Here is a 17,387-nt window from a genome sequence, read left to right on the forward strand (position 1 = left end):
CGGAAACGACATGGATCGCATCGACGCCCTGAAGCTGTTCACTGCCGTGGCGGAGCTCGAAAGCTTCACCCGCGCTGCCGAGCGCATGGGCATGACGCCCGGTGCCGCCTCGAAGCAGATTTCCGCGCTGGAAGAGCGCCTGCAGGTGCGCCTGCTGGAGCGCACGACCCGCTCGGTGCGCCTGACCGATGCCGGCGAGGCCCTGCTCGACCGGGTGCGCCCCTGGCTCACCGAGTACGAGGCGATCGAGCACGGGCTCGTCGCCGAGAGCGCGAAGGCGGCTGGCACGCTGCGCGTTTCGGCGCCGGTCGATTTCGGCACCTCGCGCCTGATCGCGGTCGTCACCGCCTTCATGGAGCGCTGGCCGGAGGTGGAGGTGCGCCTGGAGTTCTCCGACCGCATGGTCGACCTCGTCGACGAGGGCTATGATCTCGCCGTGCGCATCGGCCATCTGGAGGACAGCTCGCTGATCGCGCGCCGGCTCGCGCCCGCGCCGCTCGCCGCGATCGCCGCGCCGTCCTATCTCGAGCGCAGGGGGACCCCCTCCCACCCGGCCGAGCTGTCGCGCCATGCCTGCATCATCGACCGCAACAAGCCGGCGCCGAACCAGTGGCGCTTCGTGCGGGGGAGCGAAGTCGTGGAGGCGCGGGTCGACGGCCGGCTGATCCTGAACGGCGCGCGTGCCGCGGTGAACGCCGCCTGCGCCGGAGCGGGTATCGCCTGCCCGCCGGAATGGGCGGCCGAGCAGGCCCTCGCCGAGGGCCGGGTGGTCAAGCTGCTCGACGGCTGGGAGCCAGATCACCGCGATCTCTGGGCGGTCTTTCCGAGCAATCGCTATCTCGCCCACCGGGTGCGCCTGTTCGTCGATTTCCTGGCCGACTGGTTCAAGGGCGGGCTCTGCCCGCAGGGCCCGGGCACGTGCTGAACGGCTAGAAGGGCGTGCGCCCCCTGCCGGCGAGCGTCCAGGCCATCCATCCCCGGATCAGCGGCAGGCGGCAGCCGATCCCCATGGCGAGGTCGCGCGCCCAGCCGAGCATTTTCGAAGACGACTGGAAGACCGGCGTCAGCGCCCAGCTCATCCAGGTATAATAGCGCGTCGCGGGCCGGCGCGCCCGCTCCCAGCGGGGCAGGGCGTGCTTCAGCGGGGCATGGTCGGCGAGGGCGTCGGCCAGCGCCGCGGCGTCGCACAGGGCGAGATTGGCGCCCTGGCCGAGCTGCGGGCTCATGGCGTGCGCGGCATCGCCCATCAGCAGCACGTTACCGTTTCGCCAGCGCTGACAGCGCACGTCGCGATAGACGGCGTGGGCGAAGTCGTCCGGCCCGGAGACATCGCCATTGACCGCCGCCGCCTTGTCCCACAGCCGGGCGAGTTCGGTGCGGAACGCCTCGAGCCCGGCCGCGCGCCAGGCCTCCAGCCCGTCATGGCGGATCGACCAGAAGAAGCTCACGCCCGGCCGGCCTTCCGGATCTGCCGGATTGTCGCCCACGGGCAGCAGGCCGATCATGATGCGGCAGCCCTGATAGACCTGTTCCAGCTCGCCGTCGCGCCGCCCCTCCGGCTCCGGCGCGATGCGCCAGAGCGCTCCCCAGGGATAGAGCGGCGCGCGCGCCCCGGGACACACCTGTTCGCGCAGGCCCGATCCCGCGCCGTCGCAGACCAGGGCGAGATCGAAGGGCTCGCTTTCGCCCGCCGGGGTGAGCAGGCGCGGGCGTTGGAAGCTGGAAAATCCCGTCACCTCGGTTCCCGCCCGGAAGACTGCGCCCGCCTCGCGCGCGGCGGTGTGCAACAGGTCGAAAAGGCTCGCCCGGTGAATGCCGATGCCGGTATCGCCGGGCCGCCCGTCGCTATAGCGCAGGTCGAGCACCGTGCGGCCCTGCGGCGTGCGCCCGATCAGGCGCGATATGGCCGCCCCGCGCCGCTCGGCCTCCCCGCGCAGACCCAGCGTGCCGAGCGCGGCCAGTCCGGAGGGCTGGAGCAGCAGGCCGGCTCCCAGCGGGCGCGGCGTCTCGAACCGTTCGAAGATCGCCACCTCGTGCCCGGCACGCGCCAGATGGGCCGCGCTCGCGAGCCCCGCCATGCCGCTGCCGATCACCGCGATGCGCATGTTTCCGCTTCCGACCTTCCCCGGTGCATGCCTAGAACGCTTCGCCCCGGAGCGGAACGGGAAAACCGTTCGGCCGGGGCGCTTCCGCCCGGCGGAGGTTTCGGGCAAACTCGGCGCGGCAGGAGGACAGGACCTATGCGCATTTCGATGGCCTTGGGCGCCGCGGCCGGCACGCTTGCGCTTGCCGCCTGCACGATGGCGGAATTCCCATCCGACACGGCGCTGCAGGCCGGCTTCAGCGCCTCATCCGCGGGCACGGCACCTTCGCGCCCGGAGCGGGCGGGTTACCGGCTCGTCGGGGAGAGATTCGAAACCGAACTCGTGTTCGTCGAGACCGGCGGCGAGGCGCGTGTCGCGGTAGTCCACCTTGTGGCCGGGGCCGATCCGCTGCGCGGGGAGCTGCGCTTCGCCGAGCCCTGGCTCGCCGACGGGGTACACGCGTTAGAGGGCGAGAGCGACGAGGGACTTGCGCTCGACGTCGTGCTCGAACCCGGCCCCTGCGAGGCCGGGGGACGGAGCTACGGCTATTTCGCGCAGCTGCACGCCGGGCGGATCTCCTATACCGGGTGCGCTGGCGAGACCGGCTCCTACACCCGCTGGAGCAACCGCATCGCCGATCACCTGCCCGCGATCGAGGCGTGCCAGGACGGGGTGCGCAGCTCGACGCTGATGGCCTTTGCCGGTAGCGGCAGCCGGCGCGTCGTCCATGCGCGGCGCGAGGGGAGTGCGCATCTGGTGCGTTACGAGTTTCCCGGATCGGGCCGGTTCGACTGCCGGGTGGAGTACGGCGCGGTGAGCTGGCGCCCGGTGCCCGGGGAGGCGCCCGAACTCGATTCCGAAGGCGATCCGGTCTATCTGCCCGGCCAGTGGCCCGATGCGGGCGATGACTGCATGCTCTATGCACGCGTGCGCGATCGCCAGGGTGAGCTTCTCGGCGCGCTCGGCTATGATGTGTGCATGGCGGTCGGGTTCTCCGGTCCGCCCGGCCCCCTCGGCTGATCCTCGAGCCTCGTGAAGTCAGTGCCCATGCTGCGACCCCTTCTGCTCGCCACCCTGGTTGCCGGCCTTGGCGGACCGGCCTCGGCGGAGCTTGTCGATGCCCGGCTCGGACCGGCCGAGGGCGGGCCGGCTCTCTGGCTCGCCTTCGATACCCAGCCCCGCGCGGTGCGCGCGGCCGGCGAGGCGCCCGGCATCTTCGAGATCGACGGCGTCGCCAGTCCCGCCCGCGTGATCGAGGTCGCGCTGCCTGCCGCGCTCGAGCGGATCGTCCTCGCCCCGGTGGACGCCGATACGGTGCGGCTGACGTTGAGCGGGGCCATCGCAGGCGCGGATGCGCAGCTGCGCGAGGGCGGCGTGCTGATCCATCTCGCCGAGGCCGAACGCGCCGCAGCCGCGTCCGAGCCGACGCCGCCCGCGCAGCGGGCACCGCGCGAACTGCGCGCGCCCGGGGACAGCCCGGTCGAGCCTGCCCCGGCCGCTTCGCCCTCCGCCGCGGACGCCGTCCGCGACGACGAGACGGTGGCCGGTCCCTGCGCCGCGACGCAGGCGCAGATCGCGGCGAGCCCGTGGGATCTCGACGCGCTGAGCGGGCACGCCGCCTGCCTCGCCGCGGAGGGCCTCACTGACCAGGCGATCGGCCTCTACGAGCGCGTGCTCGCCTTCGAGCCCGGCCATTACCAGGCCGCCATGGGCCTTGCCCGCCTGCGCACGCAGCGCGGGGAGACCTCGGTGGCGCGCGAGCTGTTCCTCGAAGCGGCGCGCAATGCGCGCACCGACGGGGAGGCCCTGCAGGCCCGCGCCGCAGCGCGGCGCCTGGAAGAGGGCTAGAGTCTCAGATCGTCAGGCCGGGGATTGCCGCAGCCTGCAGCCGCTTCAGCGTCTCAGCGCCCGCAGGGACGAGCTTGCGGGCGTCGAGGTCCATCGTGCAGCCGATCCCCTGCGCGCTCCACCAGGGTCGGCCTGTGGCCGGATCGAGCACCCAGTGGACGAGGCTGCGCACCTTCTCGCCCGCCGCCGTTACGCCGGAGCGCACGACGAAGCCGTCCCCGGGCCGGGGATAGGTGCGGTAGACGATGCGCAGCTCGAGCAGCGCACTGGCATGGCGCAGGGGTTCGCCGGAGGCGTGGTTGGCCCACTGCTCGGGAAAGCCGTCGCGGAAATGGATCACGCTGTCGGAGATCTTCGCGATGGCGCATTCGGGCCTCATCCGGCCGAATATGTCCCCGTCCTGCGGGCCGAACCGGCCGCGTCCGGGGGCGGCGAGGCCCAGCGCGTCGGCGCGCGCGAGGGACACCTCGCGCGCCGGCTCGACGCGCTCGATGCCGCGCGGACCGGCCTCGTCCGGAACGGCGACCGTGAGCACGTCCATCGCGCTCCTCGCCCGCTGCGTCCAGGCGAAGGGGCGCGCGTTTCTCGGGTCGGCGTGGTCGAGGGTCATGGTGAAGCTCGCCGCCAGCCGGCCCTGCGCGACGTGGCGCATCATCAGCACGGCGGTGAGGCCGGTATCGGAGATCTCGCCGACCCCGCCCTCGATCACCAGCGGCGCGCCCGGCCGGGCCTCGGCGAAGAAGCGGACGTGCAGATCGCGTACGATCAGGGTGGCCGTCGCCTCCGCCCCGAAGGCGCCGCGCATGCCGATCATGTCCGACAGCGTGCCCACGGCCTGCATCGCCTTGTCGACATAGTATCGCACGTTGAGATGGCCGAGTTCGTCGCACTCCCAGGCGTTCGCGTTGCCGCGCCACAGCTCGTGCATGTCCGCCCCCGCGTTGTCAGCGCGCGCAGGCCGCGCAGCGCCCGTAATGCTCGATCACCGAGCGGTCGACATGAAAGCCTGCAGGCACCTCGCCCGGGCCCTCGTCGACATGGCGTTCCTCGACGGTGCCGCAGCCCTCGCAGATGAACAGTTCCGCCCCGCCGCTTTCCTCCCCGTGCACGCACGCCATGTAGGCGTTGAGTGCCTCGACCTTGTGGGCGAGGCCGGCGGCGGTGAGGAAGTCCAGCGCGCGATACACCGTCGGCGGCTGCGCGCCGCCGCCGGGCTTCAGGCTGGACAGCAGGTCGTAGGCCTTCACCGGCCCGCCCGCATCGAGCAGCAGCTCGAGCACGCGCCGGCGCATGGGCGTCAGCGAAAGGCCCTTGCGGCTGCAGAGCTTCTCGGCCTGGGCGAGGGCCTTGGATGTGGACTGGGCGAGTGTCATGTCGAGTCGAGATTTAATCCGATCCGCGCGCGAGCGCGAGCCCCGAGGCGCTGTGGACGGAGGCCTTGTCAACCGCCTCGCTCTCGGTTAGGCGTAATCTTGTAACGGCTACATTATAACATTACCAGGCCGTAAGGCAGATCCGGTCAGGAGAGAACACCATGTCCCGCACCCTATCCCGCCACCTCATGCTCGCCGCGAGCGCGACCGTTCTCGCGAGTGCTGGCGCGCATGCGCAGTCGGAGGAGCCGGTCGACGTGATCACCGTCACGTCCACCCCGCTGGAGACTCGCGCCGACGAAGTGGTCGGCTCGGTCGACGTGATCGGGAGCGAGGCTCTGATCCGCGATCTCAACGGCAATCTCGCCGATACGCTGGAGAGCCTTCCGGGCGTGACCTCGACCTATTACGGCCCGGCCTCGGGCCGGCCGATCGTGCGCGGTCTCGGCGCGGACCGGGTTCGCGTGCTGATCAACGGTCTCGGCGGTCTCGATGCCTCCACGGCCAGTCCCGACCATGCCGTCACCGCCGAGGTCATCGGCGCGCAGCAGGTCGAGGTGCTGCGCGGCCCGGCCGCCATCGCCTATGGCGGCGGCGCGATCGGGGGCGTGGTGAACGTGATCGATGCGCGCATCCCCACCGCGTTGCCCGAGGACGGCTTCGACGGTTTCCTCTACGCCGGCACGACCAGCGTGGACGAGGGCAGCCAGTTCGCCGCGCGCGGCACCGCCGCGATCGGCCAGCTCGTGCTGCAGGCCGACTGGCAGCGCCGCGAGGCCGACGATTTCGAGATCCCGGGCTTCGCCGAATCCGAGCGCCTGCGCGAGCTGGAGCACGAGGAGGAGCATGGCCACGAGGACGAGCACGAGGACGAGCACGAGGAGGAGGAACTCGACTTCGGCAGCGTCTCCAATTCCGGCTACACCTTCGAGACCGTTTCGCTCGCCGGCTCGGTCGTCGGCGACTGGGGCTATGTCGGGATCGGGGTGAAGGAAACCGACGCCGATTACGGTCTTCCCGGCCACGCTCACGCACATGAGGAGGAGCACGAGGAGGGGCATGCCCACGGCCTCATCTCTCCGGCGGACGCGCACGAGGACGAGCACGGCGAGGAGGAGGAGATCGTGACGCTCGGTCTCGAGCAGACCCGCGTCGATCTTCGCGGCGAATTCAATCGCGACGCCTTCTTTAACCGCATCCGCTGGTCCTTCGCCCATGCCGACTACGTCCACACCGAGTTCGAGGGAGACGAGGTCGGCACGATCTTCGACAAGGAAGGCATCGAGGGCCGCGTCGAAGTGCGCCACCAGCACGGCGGCCCGCGTCAGGGTGCGATCGGCCTGCAGCTGCTCGCCCAGGACTTCGCCGCGGTCGGTGCGGAAGCCTATCTGGAACCGACCGTGACCCAGGACTGGGGCCTGTTCGTCACCGAGCGCTGGGACTTCGACGCCTGGGGCGTCGAGGGCGGCCTGCGCTGGGACACGCGCAATCTCGACGGCCTGCGCGCCGAGCGCGATTTCGACACCCTGTCCGGCTCGCTGTCTCTCTTCGCCCGTCCGGGCGAGGGCTGGTTCACCGGCTTCACCCTGTCGCGCACCGAGCGCGCGCCGACCGATGCGGAAGTCTTCGCGAACGGACCGCACATCGCCACGCGCGCCTTCGAGGTCGGCAATCTCGACCTCGGCACGGAAACGGCCTGGTCGGGCGAGGCGACGGTGCGCCGCGACATGGACCGGTTCGGCTTCGAGGCGACCGGCTTCTATGCCGCCTATGACGGCTTCATCGGCCTGTTCCCGACCGGGGAGGAGGAAGACGGGCTGGACGTGTTCGAATACCGCCAGGAGGATGCGACGCTCTACGGGTTCGAAGCCAAGGCCGATGCCCGGCTGGGCGAGGCGGGCGGCTTCGATTTCAGCGCCGAGGCGAGCGCGGACTATGTGCGCGGCGAGCTCGACGATGGCGGCAACCTGCCGCGCATCCCGCCGCTCTCCGGCACGCTGGCCCTGATCGCCGATCGCGGAAATGTCTCCCTGCGCGCCGAGGGCCGTTTCGTCGCCGAGCAGGACGAGATCACCAGCTTCGAGATGCCGACCGACAGCTTCGCGCTGTTCAACGCCGATGCGCGCATCACCCCGTTCGCCGACAAGGACATCGCCATCTTGGTCGGGGTGCGCAACATCACCGACGAGGAAGCGCGGCTGCACACCTCCTTCCTTAAGGACCAGGTGCCGTTGCCCGGCCGTTCCGTACGCGCCGCGATCAGCGCACGGTTCTGATCCCTGCGACCTCCTGCCGCGCGGCAGCCCGCCGCGCGGCAGGATGCGCACTCCCTTCCCCTTTCGAACGGGCGCACAAAGGCCTCATCGAAATTACGGGAAAGGGACATCCCAATGAAAACGCTTCTTGAATCGACGCTCGCTCTGGCCCTCGTCGCCGGGATGAGCGCGCCGGCCATGGCCGAACAGGGCGACTGGCTCTTCCGCCTGCGCGCGATCCACGTCGTACCCGACGAAAGCGCCGAGATCAGCCCGATCGCGGGCACGGCCGATATCGACACCTCCATCGTGCCCGAGTTCGACATCAGCTATTTCCTCACCGACCATGTGGCGGCCGAGCTGATCCTCGGCGTGACGCCGCACGACGTGATGGCGCGCGGCACCGCGCTCGGCGATGTCGATCTCGGCGACGTCACCCTCCTGCCGCCCACACTGACGCTGCAATACCACTTCAACCCGGAAGGCCAGTTCAGCCCCTATGTCGGCGCGGGCATCAACTACACGATCTTTTTCGACGCCGATTTGCCCACGGGCTCGCCGCTGGTCGACATCGATTACGACGAGAGCTTCGGCGGCGCGCTGCAGGCCGGAATCGACTACCGGCTGAACGAGCGCTGGTTCCTCAATGCCGACGTGAAGAAGGTCTGGATCAACACCGACGTGACGATCGATGCCGGCGGTCTCGGCACGGTGACCGGCGATGTCGACATCCACCCGGTGATCTTCGGGCTCGGGATCGGCCTGCGCTACTGAGCCCGTTTCCTGCGCAACTCCCCCGGCCTGGGTGTCCCGTGCGTTGCGCGCGGGACACCCGTCTTTTCTCGTGTGACCGGCCGTGTTGCCCTTTCAGGGCGTGTCCGCTAACAGTGCCGCGACCGTAAATTTGGGGATAGACCATGGCCGAAGCCAAAACCGCCGAACCCTCCGTGAAGGGCTCGCTTCCGCTCTACAAGAACCCGGTGCCGCTCAACAAGGAGCGCCACAAGGGCAAGGGTCTGAAGTATACCGACCGCCCGTTCGACTTCCTCGCACAGTCGCACTTCGTGCCTCTGACGATCGGCGAGTTCGGCGTGTGCGCCGGACGCTTCCCGATCATCTTCCTGGGCGAGCAGAAGACCGCGGTCGCCGCGATGGGCCTGCGCACCGGCGAGAACCTGTTCGTCGATCCCGACACCGGCAATTACGAGCCCTACACCTATCTGCCGGCCTTCGTGCGCCGCTATCCCTTCGTCGCCGCCGTCCACGGCGAGGACACCGATCGCTTCACGGTATGCGTCGACGAGGGTTCGCACCTGTACTCGGACGATCCGGAAATCCAGTTCTTCGACGACAAGGGCGAGCCGACCGAGTTCACCCAGCGCGCCATCGACTACGTGCGCCGCTTCGAGGCCGATGTCCGCATGAGCCAGAGCTTCGTGGACAAGTGCGACGAGCTCGGCCTGTTCACGCAGCAGGAAGCGACCTTCCAGCCGCGCGACGCGCAGGGCCAGCCCGTCGGCGAGGCGCAGAAGATCGCCTCCTACTGGGGCATCGATCCGGGCAAGCTGCGCGAGCTCGAGCCCAAGGTGCTCGCTGAACTGCGCGACAACACCTTCCTCGGTGCGATCTACGCCCACATGCTCTCCATGACGCAGTGGGACTTCCTGATCCAGCGCGCGTCCGCTCGCCAGCAGGGCGCCCCCCAGATGCCCGGCCCGGTCAATCCGCCGCCGGCTCCCGAGGCCTAGGCGCCCGCCAATCGCGACTGACGGCACGGCCGGCGCTCGACGCGCCGGCCGTTTCGTTTTGACGCAATCACAAGCCCGTCAGTGCGCTTCGCGCCGCCGCCGTCGCGCGATATATGCAAGGCTCGACCTGCCGATCACGGCCACCGAACCGGAGCTTCGTCTTGATCCTGCGATCCATCGCATTCCTGCTCCTGCCGCTCTCTGTCCTCTCCGCTGCGGCGCAGGGGCAATGGGCCGACAGCGAGCCGATGGTCGATGCGCGCCTGGTCTCCGACCGGGAGGCGGTGGCGCCGGGCGAGACCTTCCATGTCGGGCTGCACCAGGACATCACGCCGGGCTGGCATACCTACTGGCGCAATCCCGGCGACAGCGGCGAGCCGACGCGCATCGCGCTCGACCTGCCCGAAGGCTGGCAGTCCGGCGAGATCGTCTGGCCGGCCCCGAAGCCTTATCCGCTGGGGCCGCTCACCAATTACGGCTATTCCGACGCGGTCACCCTGCCCATTCCGGTGCACGTGCCCGCCGATGCCCCGCCCGGTCCGGTGCGGATCGAGGCGGAGGCGACATGGCTCGTCTGCGAGGAAATCTGCATTCCCGAGGAAGGCACGTTCGCGCTTGAGCTGGAGGTCGGCGAGGGGCGCGTCGACCGCGAGGGCGCCCGCCTCGTCGAGGTCGCGCTGGAGCGGGCGCCCGCGCCTGCGCCGGACGGGCTCCAGGCCGGGCTCGCGCGGGTCGGCGCGGACCTCGTCCTCAGCCTCGCCGGCGCGCGCTTCGCGCGCGGCGACGACATCCGCGATCTCGCCTTCTTTCCCCACGAGGGCGGGGTGATCGACCATGCCGCTCCGCAGCGGGCCGCCTACGACGATGCCGGTGCCGCGCTGTTCCTGACACCGGGCTTCCTCGTCGGGGACCGCGTGGACGCGGTGCACGGCGGCGTCGTGACCGCGGAGTTCCGCGAGAACGGGCGCTGGGTGCGGCGCGCCTTCACGATCTTGCCGGAGCCGGGCGTGCGCCACGTCGAGGCCGCGCCGTCCGCCGCCGGCGCCCTGCAGGGCCCGCCGCCGGCCGGCGGGCTCGGGCTCGCCCAGGCGATCGTCTTCGCCCTCATCGGCGGGCTGCTGCTCAATCTCATGCCCTGCGTCTTCCCGATCCTGTCGATGAAGGCGCTCAACCTCGTCCACAAGCGCGGCGCCGAAGCCGCGCGGGCCCGCGAACTGGGCCTGGTCTTCGCCGGCGGGGTGATCTCGACCTTCCTCGCGCTCGGGATCGCGCTCGTCGCAGCCCGCGCGCTCGGCCTGCCCGACCTGTGGGGATTCCAGCTTCAGGTGCCGGCCGTCGTCGCCGCGCTCGCGCTGCTGATGTTCCTGATCGGGCTGAATTTCCTCGGGGCCTTCCACATCGGCAGCTCGCTGCAGGGGATCGGCGGCGCGGTCGATCACAACACGCGCGCCGGCTCCTTCCTGACCGGCGTGCTCGCGGTCTTCGTGGCGGCGCCGTGCCTTGCCCCCTTCATGGCCGGGGCGCTCACCTTCGCCATGGCGCAGCCTCCGGCGATCGCGCTGGTGATCTTCGCCTGCCTCGGCCTCGGGCTCGCCGCGCCCTTCGTGCTCGTCAGCTTCAACCCGCGAATTCTCAATCTCCTGCCGCGGCCGGGGCCCTGGATGGTCCGCTTCAAGCAGGTCCTGGCCTTTCCGATGTTCGCGGTCGCGATCTGGCTCGTCTGGGTGCTGAGCGTGCAGACCGGGGCGAGCGGCGTGGCCTGGGTGCTCGTCGCCGGGCTCGGGGCCGGTTTCGCGGTTTGGGCGCTGCAGGCCGGCGGCCTGAGCGGACGAGCCGCGGGCCTCGCCGGCGCGGTGCTCGCGGCAGCCGCCCTTGCGATGACCGCGCGGCTCGAGCCCGTGGCCGCTGCGGCCCCCGGAGGCGATTTCGAGCCGTGGAGCCCGGCGCGCGTGGCCGAGCTTCAGGCCGAAGGGCGTCCGGTCTTCGTCGACTTCACCGCGGCCTGGTGCGTGACCTGCCAGGTCAACAAGATCGGCACGCTCGCCGATGGCGACGTGCGCGCCGCCTTCGCCGAGCACCGTTTCGCGCTGCTGCGTGCCGACTTCACCAATCGCGATCCTGTGATCGCCGATACGCTCAAGAGCCATGGATCGGCGGGCGTGCCCATGTATCTTGTCTATCCGGACGATGGCGGCCCGGCCGAGAAGCTGCCGCCGGTCCTGACAGAAACGATCGTGCTCGACGCCATCGCGCGGGCGAGCCGCCAGGGGAGAGAGCCATGATTTCACGCCGTCATCTGATGCTGGCCGCTGCCGCGCTCGGCCTCGCCGCCGCACCCGCCCATGCCGATCCCGTGATCGGCGAGCCCGCCCCGGCCTTCGAGGCGGTCACCGCCTCGGGCGAGAGCGTCGCCCTGTCCGATTTCGCCGGACAGACCGTGGTGCTGGAATGGACCAATCATGGCTGCCCCTATGTGCAGAAGCACTATGACGGCCAGAACATGCAGGCCCTGCAGGCCGCGGCGGCCGGGGACGGCATTGCCTGGATCCAGATCATCTCCTCCGCGCCCGGCAAGCAGGGCCATGTTTCGGCGCAGGAGGCCCTGGCGCTCAACGAGAGCCGCGGGGCCAGCCCGGCCCATGTCGTGCTCGATCCCTCCGGCGAGATCGGACGGGCGTACGACGCGCGCACCACGCCGCACATGTATGTCATCGATGGCGAAGGCACGCTTCGCTATGCCGGCGCGATCGACGATCAGCCGAGCGCCCGGGCCTCGAGCCTGGAAGGCGCGCACAACTACGTCACCGCGGCGCTGGACGCCCTGGAGGCCGGCGAGCCGGTCGATCCGGCCCAGACGGTCGCCTATGGCTGCACGGTGAAGTACTAGGGGCTAATCCGAGGCCGGGCAGGGCAGCGCCGCGAGCGAGACCGTGTCCTCGTCCGCGGCGATCGCCTCGGCGTCCTCGAACAGGCGCGCATAGGCCTCGTAGCTGCGGGCGCGGTCCGCGCCGCGGGCGGGCTCGGCGAGCAGGTCCAGTCGCGACAGCGCGTCCTCGCTCATGCCGCGGAAGATGCACTTCAGGTCGCTCGCCGGCGCCACCTCCTCGATATGGCGCGACAGGGCCATCGCCTCGGCGGCGAAGTCCTGCACTCCGGTCACGAACGGGTCGAAGGGCTCGACGGGCGCGGAGGGCGCCCCGGGGGCGCCGGACAGCGTCTCGGCCCGGGCCAGGGCTTCGCCGCGCAGCTCGCCGGAAAGGGCCTGCAGGCGGCCCGCATCCTGGGCCGAGGCGAGGCCGGCGCAGGAGGCCAGGACGAGTGCTGTCGCGATAATGCGTATCATGCAGGCAATCCCCGTGTCGTTGCGAGGCGGTCGCGGTCCTGCCACGCAAGAGCCGCGCCGCTTGATCGCCAGAGCCTGTAGGCTTAAGTCCGGCGCACCTTCGATTTGCTTAAAGCGAGCCCGTTTCCAGAGATGGCGAAGACCAAAGCCTTCAAGCCCAAGGCCCGCCGCCCGCGCGGCTTCGAGGACCGTGCCGCCGACGTGCTGCGCGCCGAGCGCGCACTGATCCGCGCCGCGTCGGGCGTCTACGAGCAATGGGGCTTCGAGCCGCTGGAGACCCCGGCCTTCGAATATGCCGACGCGCTCGGCAAGTTCCTGCCCGACGAGGAGCGCCCGAACGAGGGCGTGTTCGCGATGCAGGACGAGGACGCGCAATGGATGGCCCTGCGCTATGATCTGACCGCTCCGCTCGCGCGCTTCGCCGCGGAGAATTTCCAGGATCTCGCCAAGCCTTTCCGCCGCTACCAGTACGGCGAGGTGTGGCGCAACGAGAAGCCGGGACCCGGCCGCTTCCGCCAGTTCGTCCAGTGCGATGCCGACAGTGTCGGCGCGCCGGGACCGGCCGCCGATGCCGAGATGATCGCGCTTGCGAGCGAGGTGATGGGCGCGGCGGGGCTGTCCGAGGGCGAATACGTCATCCGCGTCAACGACCGGCGCCTGCTCGACGGTGTGCTGGAGAGCCTAGGTACGGCGAGTCTCGAGAAGCGTATGCGCGTGCTGCGCGCCATCGACAAACTTGACCGGTTGGGTATGGCTGGCGTTGAGCAGCTACTGGGGGAAGGCCGAAAGGACGAATCCGGCGACTTCACCGAAGGTGCAGGCTTAGACGTGGAACAGCGAAAACTGGTCCTTGACCTCCTCAAGCAGTCCAGCATTTCACGGTTTGTGGAGGGGCAAAGTACTGAGGACAGAAACGCAGCGGCGCTAGAGCGGTTGGAGACATATTTCGGAGAGCTTCCTACGAGCAGGGCAGCAATCGAAGCGCTTCACGAAATACACGGTATTTTGGGCGCTCTCGGAAAAACTCCGGCGCACTGGCAAATCGACACCTCCATCGTGCGTGGCCTCGGCTACTACACCGGCCCGGTCTTCGAGGCCGAGCTGCTGGCGAGCGCGACCTACGAGGACGGCTCGCCGATGCGATTCGGCTCGATCGGCGGGGGCGGGCGCTATGACGACCTCGTCGCGCGCTTCACCGGCCAGGCCGTGCCCGCCACCGGCTTCTCCTTCGGCGTCTCGCGCTTTGCCGCCGCGCTGTCCGCGCTCGGCCGCCTCGAAGGGGCCGGGGCCGATCCGCTGGTCGTCGTGGTGGCCGCCGAAAAGGACCGCATGGCCGACTATTTCGCCATCGCCGCCGAACTGCGCGCCGCGGGCCTCAGGGCAGAAGCCTTCGTCGGGGGCGGGAACATGGGCAAGCAGCTCAAATACGCCGACCGGCGCGGGGCGGACTTCGCCGTCATCGTCGGCAGCGAGGAGCGCGAGGCCGGCACCGTCTCGGTCAAGGACCTGAAACTCGGGGCGAAAATCGCCCAGGAGGTCACCGACCGCGAGGAATGGGCCGAGCAGCGCCAGCAATTCACCGTCAGGCGCGACGAGCTGGTATCCGAGATCAAGGCCCGGCTGTCGGCGGCGGAGTGATCATTCCGACCCGATCGCGACGCCGAGCGCGGCGAGGGCTTCGCGGCCCGTGGCCTGCTGAGTGGGAAATATCTCCAGCGCGAGGATGTTCTGCCCGGCCCAGAAGCGGAGATTCTCCGCGACCCTGTCTTCCAGCCGGAGCCGCTCAAGGGCCAGCGCCGCCGCCGTTTCCGAGAGGCCCTCGTCCTCGGCGCATTCAAAGCCCAGGATCTCGAACGCATTGTCGACGATCTCGTAACAGCCCTGCCACAGAGTCAAGGCCGTGCGTGTGTCGATCGTGCCGCGCATTTGCGCCCGAAACGGGTGCGCATCCGCGGCCACCAGGTCGTCGCCTTCGAGCGTTTCGTAATAGGAACGCACCAATCGCCGGAGTGCGTCGTCTGTCGGCAGGCCCAGCCGCTGGATCTGGTCGTTGATCGTCAGCGAATAGGGCGTTCCCCAGACCTGGCTGGCATGGAAGGCGCTGATCAGGAGCTCGCGGCAGCGGGGCGCACAGGGCTCGTCGTCCTCGAGGAAGGCCAGCACGGCGTCGACGCCCTCGACCACCTGACGCGAATAGACGGTCCTGTGATCGGCCTGGCTGACATTGAACGCGATCTCGTTGCGCAACTCGATCAGATAGCCCCGCTCCTGCGTCCGGAACGCCCGCACCTCGTTCCAGTTGCCCAGCTGGATACCGATAAAGACGCCGACAACGACGATCAGAAAGTCGAGCGCGACGGCGAGCCAGTTCTGGGCCCGGACATGCGCCATGACGCGGCGGAGGATCATTCGAGCGTCTCCAGATAAACTCGCAGGCTGTCTTGAAGCTCAGCCGCTTGCGCGTCGGCGGCCCTGATCTCTCCGTAGTGGAAGAGCGCGAACGTCGCCATGATCCGGATCGACGCCGCAATTTCCGGCTCGCTGGCGGTTTGGCGGAAGTAGTCCTCCGGCGGCATTGCCGCAAACGGCGCAAGGCCGTATCTCGCGCCGGCAATCATCACGCTCTCGCGGATCGAGAGCGCCTTGTTGTTCTGTTCGATGACGCTTTGCGTCAGATTGCGATAGGCCTGGATACGCCTGACAATGTTCCGATCCCGGATGATCTTGATGTCGCCGGCACCGACCAGCGCGTCGAAGGTGGAGGTGCTTGGCGTCGGATGGAAACCAAGGATCACCTCCGTCCACGCCCGGTCCATCCTCGCGGCGGGAAATTCCGGCAGTTGCGCGACGTCAAACTGGTAGTCGACGACATTGTCTTGCGGACTTTCCTGGTCGAACATCACCGGCGCCAGCCCCGCCCCGACAAGAGAGGCGTTCGCCGCGCTGACCCGGCGCAGATTGGCTCTCAATCCGGCGGCGTACTGGGAGCGGTCGATGTCAATATCCGCCAGCAGATCCGCGACGATCTGCGCCTCGCGCCGGCGATCGTCGCGCGCCTCGCTCCAATCCTGCACCTGCAAACCAATGAACACGCCGACTACGACGATGACGAAGTCGATGCCGATGGCGGTCCATTCCTGTTTGCGGAAATGCGAGATGACGCGGCGAAGGATCATTCGCTGGCCTCCTGCTGCCGGACGGGTTCGCCGAGAGCGGCCCGGATCAGCGCGGCGAGCCTGTCGGCCCGCTCGCTCAGTCGCGTGGAATCATCGCGCAGGCGTTGCTGCACCGCGCCCATCGAGCGCAGGGAATCCACGATTTCCGGCCGCGTGCGGGCCTCGGCGAGGAAGGCTGCCCGGTTGAAACCGGGTGGCTCGCCATGCGCCTCGCCGCCCTGTGCGCGCGCCCAGGCGAACTGCTCGCGGGTCAGGAGACCGCGAATGGCGGCGCGGTAGGCATATTGCTCCTCGCGCAGAAGCTCGTCCCACTGCCGGCCCGCTTCGGCCGATGCGTAATAGGTCGCCAGGGCGCGCTTGAGCTCGATGTCCTCGACCAGCGACAGCGCGCCGGTGGAGATCATCTCCCGGTAGGTCGCGTCGTTTGCCAGCGGCAGATAGGCGTAGCCGGCATAGGGCAGGCTGGCGACCAAGGCCGCATCGTCTGTTCCGTCGCTCCGGCCGTCGCCTTCCAGGACAGCAAGAACGCGTTGCGCAGCGGCATCGACACGTTCCGTCGAAGCCACCCCGCGCCGGCCTGTTTCCGCATCGCTTTGAAGATCGATCAGCAATTGCTCCAGATAGATCCGCTCGCGCACCCGGTCCTGGCGAGCCTCGTTCCACGCGGTGATCTGGAAGCCGATGACCACGCCGGCGATGACGATGACGAATTCGATGAAGACCGCGAACCAGTTCTGCGTGCGAACCGCGCGGGTGAGCGAGGCGAGGATCATGGTGCGTCCGTCTCCGCGCCAAGCGCGCCGAGAAGCCCTTGCAGGACGAAAATGTCTCCGCGGAGATTGTTCTGCACGGACGCGACCATCGAGTATTGATAACGAAGCATCTCGCGCATTTCGTCCGATGACATCAAGGCACGCGCCGTCTCCTCCAGGATCGCCTCGTCGGCATCCAGACGGCATTCGGCCATGAAGCCGACAATGCTGGAGTCCTCGGCGATCACGTCGCTGCACCCGTCTCGAATGGAGAGCTGTACCGGTAAAGGGATGAGGGAGCGAACAATCCGCCTGTAGGGCGTGTCCTGAAGCAGGGACATGGTATCGTCATTGGCTTCCAGGAAGCGGTAATAGTTCGAAAGGTCGCTCTCGATGGCGGCCTGAGGCAGAAGACCGAGATCGCCGGACGAAACGATCTGGTCCCATGTCGCGCGCCTTTTCGGATTGTAGGTGAACTCGCTCGCACGATAGGCCGCGACGACGAGCGCCTGCGGCTCGGGATCGGCGCTTGCGAGCATCCGGTCCGCGTCTTCGATGCTCTCGATGACGTCGTCGTAATAGCCGATCAGCGTGCGAACGACGGACAGGTCCTGCTCCAGATCGGCGATGAGCCGGACGGCATAGTCCCGGCCCAGCTGCCGGTCGGCCCGCGCCTCGTTCCAGTTGCCGAGCTGGATACCGAGAAACACACCGAGCACCACGATCAGCGTCTCGATCGCGACGGTGACCCAGTCCTGCCTGCGAAGTGCGGTGACCAGGCGGCGCAGGATCACGGCGCGGCCTTCGA

The 17,387-nt window shown here is 69.0% G+C and carries 17 protein-coding genes; 9 read left to right on the forward strand and 8 right to left on the reverse strand.

Annotation, left to right across the window (positions count from 1 at the left end; translation table 11 throughout):
* Positions 1 to 10: 10 nt before the first annotated feature.
* Complete coding sequence (locus tag JW792_RS01615; protein ID WP_135994399.1) at positions 11 to 925, forward strand: LysR family transcriptional regulator; 915 nt, start codon at positions 11 to 13, stop codon at positions 923 to 925.
* 4 nt (positions 926 to 929) lie between these two features.
* Here JW792_RS01615 and JW792_RS01620 read toward each other — a convergent pair whose 3' ends face one another.
* Positions 930 to 2,105 (reverse strand): FAD-dependent oxidoreductase, encoded by a 1,176-nt coding sequence (locus JW792_RS01620; RefSeq protein ID WP_135994398.1) that lies wholly within the window; start codon positions 2,103 to 2,105, stop codon positions 930 to 932.
* Positions 2,106 to 2,240: 135 nt separating this feature from the next.
* Between JW792_RS01620 and JW792_RS01625 the strand changes: the two genes are divergently transcribed.
* Together JW792_RS01625 and JW792_RS01630 are read left to right on the forward strand one after the other, a co-directional pair.
* Positions 2,241 to 3,104 (forward strand): hypothetical protein, encoded by an 864-nt coding sequence (locus tag JW792_RS01625; RefSeq protein WP_135994397.1) that lies wholly within the window; start codon positions 2,241 to 2,243, stop codon positions 3,102 to 3,104.
* A 27-nt stretch (positions 3,105 to 3,131) separates the two neighbouring features.
* On the forward strand, positions 3,132 to 3,932 hold the full coding sequence (locus JW792_RS01630) for a tetratricopeptide repeat protein (protein ID WP_135994396.1): 801 nt from the start codon (positions 3,132 to 3,134) through the stop codon (positions 3,930 to 3,932).
* Positions 3,933 to 3,936: 4 nt separating this feature from the next.
* Here the strand turns inward: JW792_RS01630 and JW792_RS01635 are convergent, their stop codons facing one another.
* Together JW792_RS01635 and JW792_RS01640 are read right to left on the reverse strand one after the other, a co-directional pair.
* Positions 3,937 to 4,860: a thioesterase family protein gene (locus JW792_RS01635; RefSeq protein ID WP_135994395.1), complete on the reverse strand. Its 924-nt coding sequence runs from the start codon at positions 4,858 to 4,860 to the stop codon at positions 3,937 to 3,939.
* A gap of 16 nt (positions 4,861 to 4,876) precedes the next feature.
* Entirely contained in the window at positions 4,877 to 5,305 is a 429-nt protein-coding gene (locus tag JW792_RS01640) for a helix-turn-helix domain-containing protein (protein WP_135994394.1), read from the reverse strand.
* Positions 5,306 to 5,466: 161 nt separating this feature from the next.
* Between JW792_RS01640 and JW792_RS01645 the strand changes: the two genes are divergently transcribed.
* The 5 genes from JW792_RS01645 to JW792_RS01665 all read left to right on the forward strand — a co-directional run bounded on the left by JW792_RS01645 (position 5,467) and on the right by JW792_RS01665 (position 12,195).
* On the forward strand, positions 5,467 to 7,581 hold the full coding sequence (locus tag JW792_RS01645) for a TonB-dependent receptor (RefSeq protein ID WP_135994393.1): 2,115 nt from the start codon (positions 5,467 to 5,469) through the stop codon (positions 7,579 to 7,581).
* Positions 7,582 to 7,695: 114 nt separating this feature from the next.
* A complete protein-coding gene (locus tag JW792_RS01650; protein ID WP_206340877.1) occupies positions 7,696 to 8,334 on the forward strand; it encodes an OmpW/AlkL family protein in 639 nt (212 codons plus the stop codon).
* Between the two features lie 143 nt (positions 8,335 to 8,477).
* Positions 8,478 to 9,308 (forward strand): SapC family protein, encoded by an 831-nt coding sequence (locus tag JW792_RS01655; protein ID WP_135994391.1) that lies wholly within the window; start codon positions 8,478 to 8,480, stop codon positions 9,306 to 9,308.
* 161 nt (positions 9,309 to 9,469) lie between these two features.
* Complete coding sequence (locus JW792_RS01660; RefSeq protein ID WP_206340878.1) at positions 9,470 to 11,590, forward strand: protein-disulfide reductase DsbD family protein; 2,121 nt, start codon at positions 9,470 to 9,472, stop codon at positions 11,588 to 11,590.
* On the forward strand, positions 11,587 to 12,195 hold the full coding sequence (locus JW792_RS01665; RefSeq protein ID WP_135994390.1) for a thioredoxin family protein: 609 nt from the start codon (positions 11,587 to 11,589) through the stop codon (positions 12,193 to 12,195). Before JW792_RS01660 ends, JW792_RS01665 begins: the two co-directional genes overlap by 4 nt.
* 3 nt (positions 12,196 to 12,198) lie before the next feature.
* On the opposite strand, the gene JW792_RS01670 is transcribed toward JW792_RS01665, so the two are convergent.
* The gene (locus JW792_RS01670) at positions 12,199 to 12,651 is read right to left on the reverse strand and encodes a hypothetical protein (protein ID WP_135994389.1); all 453 of its coding nucleotides are present in this window, start codon (positions 12,649 to 12,651) and stop codon (positions 12,199 to 12,201) included.
* 132 nt (positions 12,652 to 12,783) lie between these two features.
* On the opposite strand from JW792_RS01670, the gene hisS reads away from it, so the two are divergent.
* Positions 12,784 to 14,289 carry a histidine--tRNA ligase gene (gene hisS, locus JW792_RS01675; protein ID WP_135994388.1) on the forward strand — a complete coding sequence of 502 codons (1,506 nt, stop codon included), beginning with the start codon at positions 12,784 to 12,786 and terminating at the stop codon, positions 14,287 to 14,289.
* On the opposite strand, the gene JW792_RS01680 is transcribed toward hisS, so the two are convergent.
* The 4 genes from JW792_RS01680 to JW792_RS01695 are packed head-to-tail and all read right to left on the reverse strand — an operon-like array spanning position 14,290 to position 17,373.
* On the reverse strand, positions 14,290 to 15,060 hold the full coding sequence (locus JW792_RS01680) for a hypothetical protein (protein WP_135994387.1): 771 nt from the start codon (positions 15,058 to 15,060) through the stop codon (positions 14,290 to 14,292).
* The gene (locus JW792_RS01685; protein WP_135994386.1) at positions 15,057 to 15,827 is read right to left on the reverse strand and encodes a hypothetical protein; all 771 of its coding nucleotides are present in this window, start codon (positions 15,825 to 15,827) and stop codon (positions 15,057 to 15,059) included. The genes JW792_RS01680 and JW792_RS01685 overlap by 4 nt, the downstream gene beginning before the upstream one ends.
* Positions 15,824 to 16,600, reverse strand: a complete 777-nt coding sequence (locus JW792_RS01690) for a hypothetical protein (RefSeq protein ID WP_135994385.1) — start codon at positions 16,598 to 16,600, stop codon at positions 15,824 to 15,826. The genes JW792_RS01685 and JW792_RS01690 overlap by 4 nt, the downstream gene beginning before the upstream one ends.
* Positions 16,597 to 17,373, reverse strand: coding sequence for a hypothetical protein (locus JW792_RS01695; protein ID WP_135994384.1), 777 nt, complete (start codon positions 17,371 to 17,373; stop codon positions 16,597 to 16,599). The genes JW792_RS01690 and JW792_RS01695 overlap by 4 nt, the downstream gene beginning before the upstream one ends.
* Positions 17,374 to 17,387 lie beyond the last annotated feature (14 nt).

This window comes from Marinicauda algicola (assembly GCF_017161425.1).
GTDB classification, from domain to species: domain Bacteria; phylum Pseudomonadota; class Alphaproteobacteria; order Caulobacterales; family Maricaulaceae; genus Marinicauda; species Marinicauda algicola.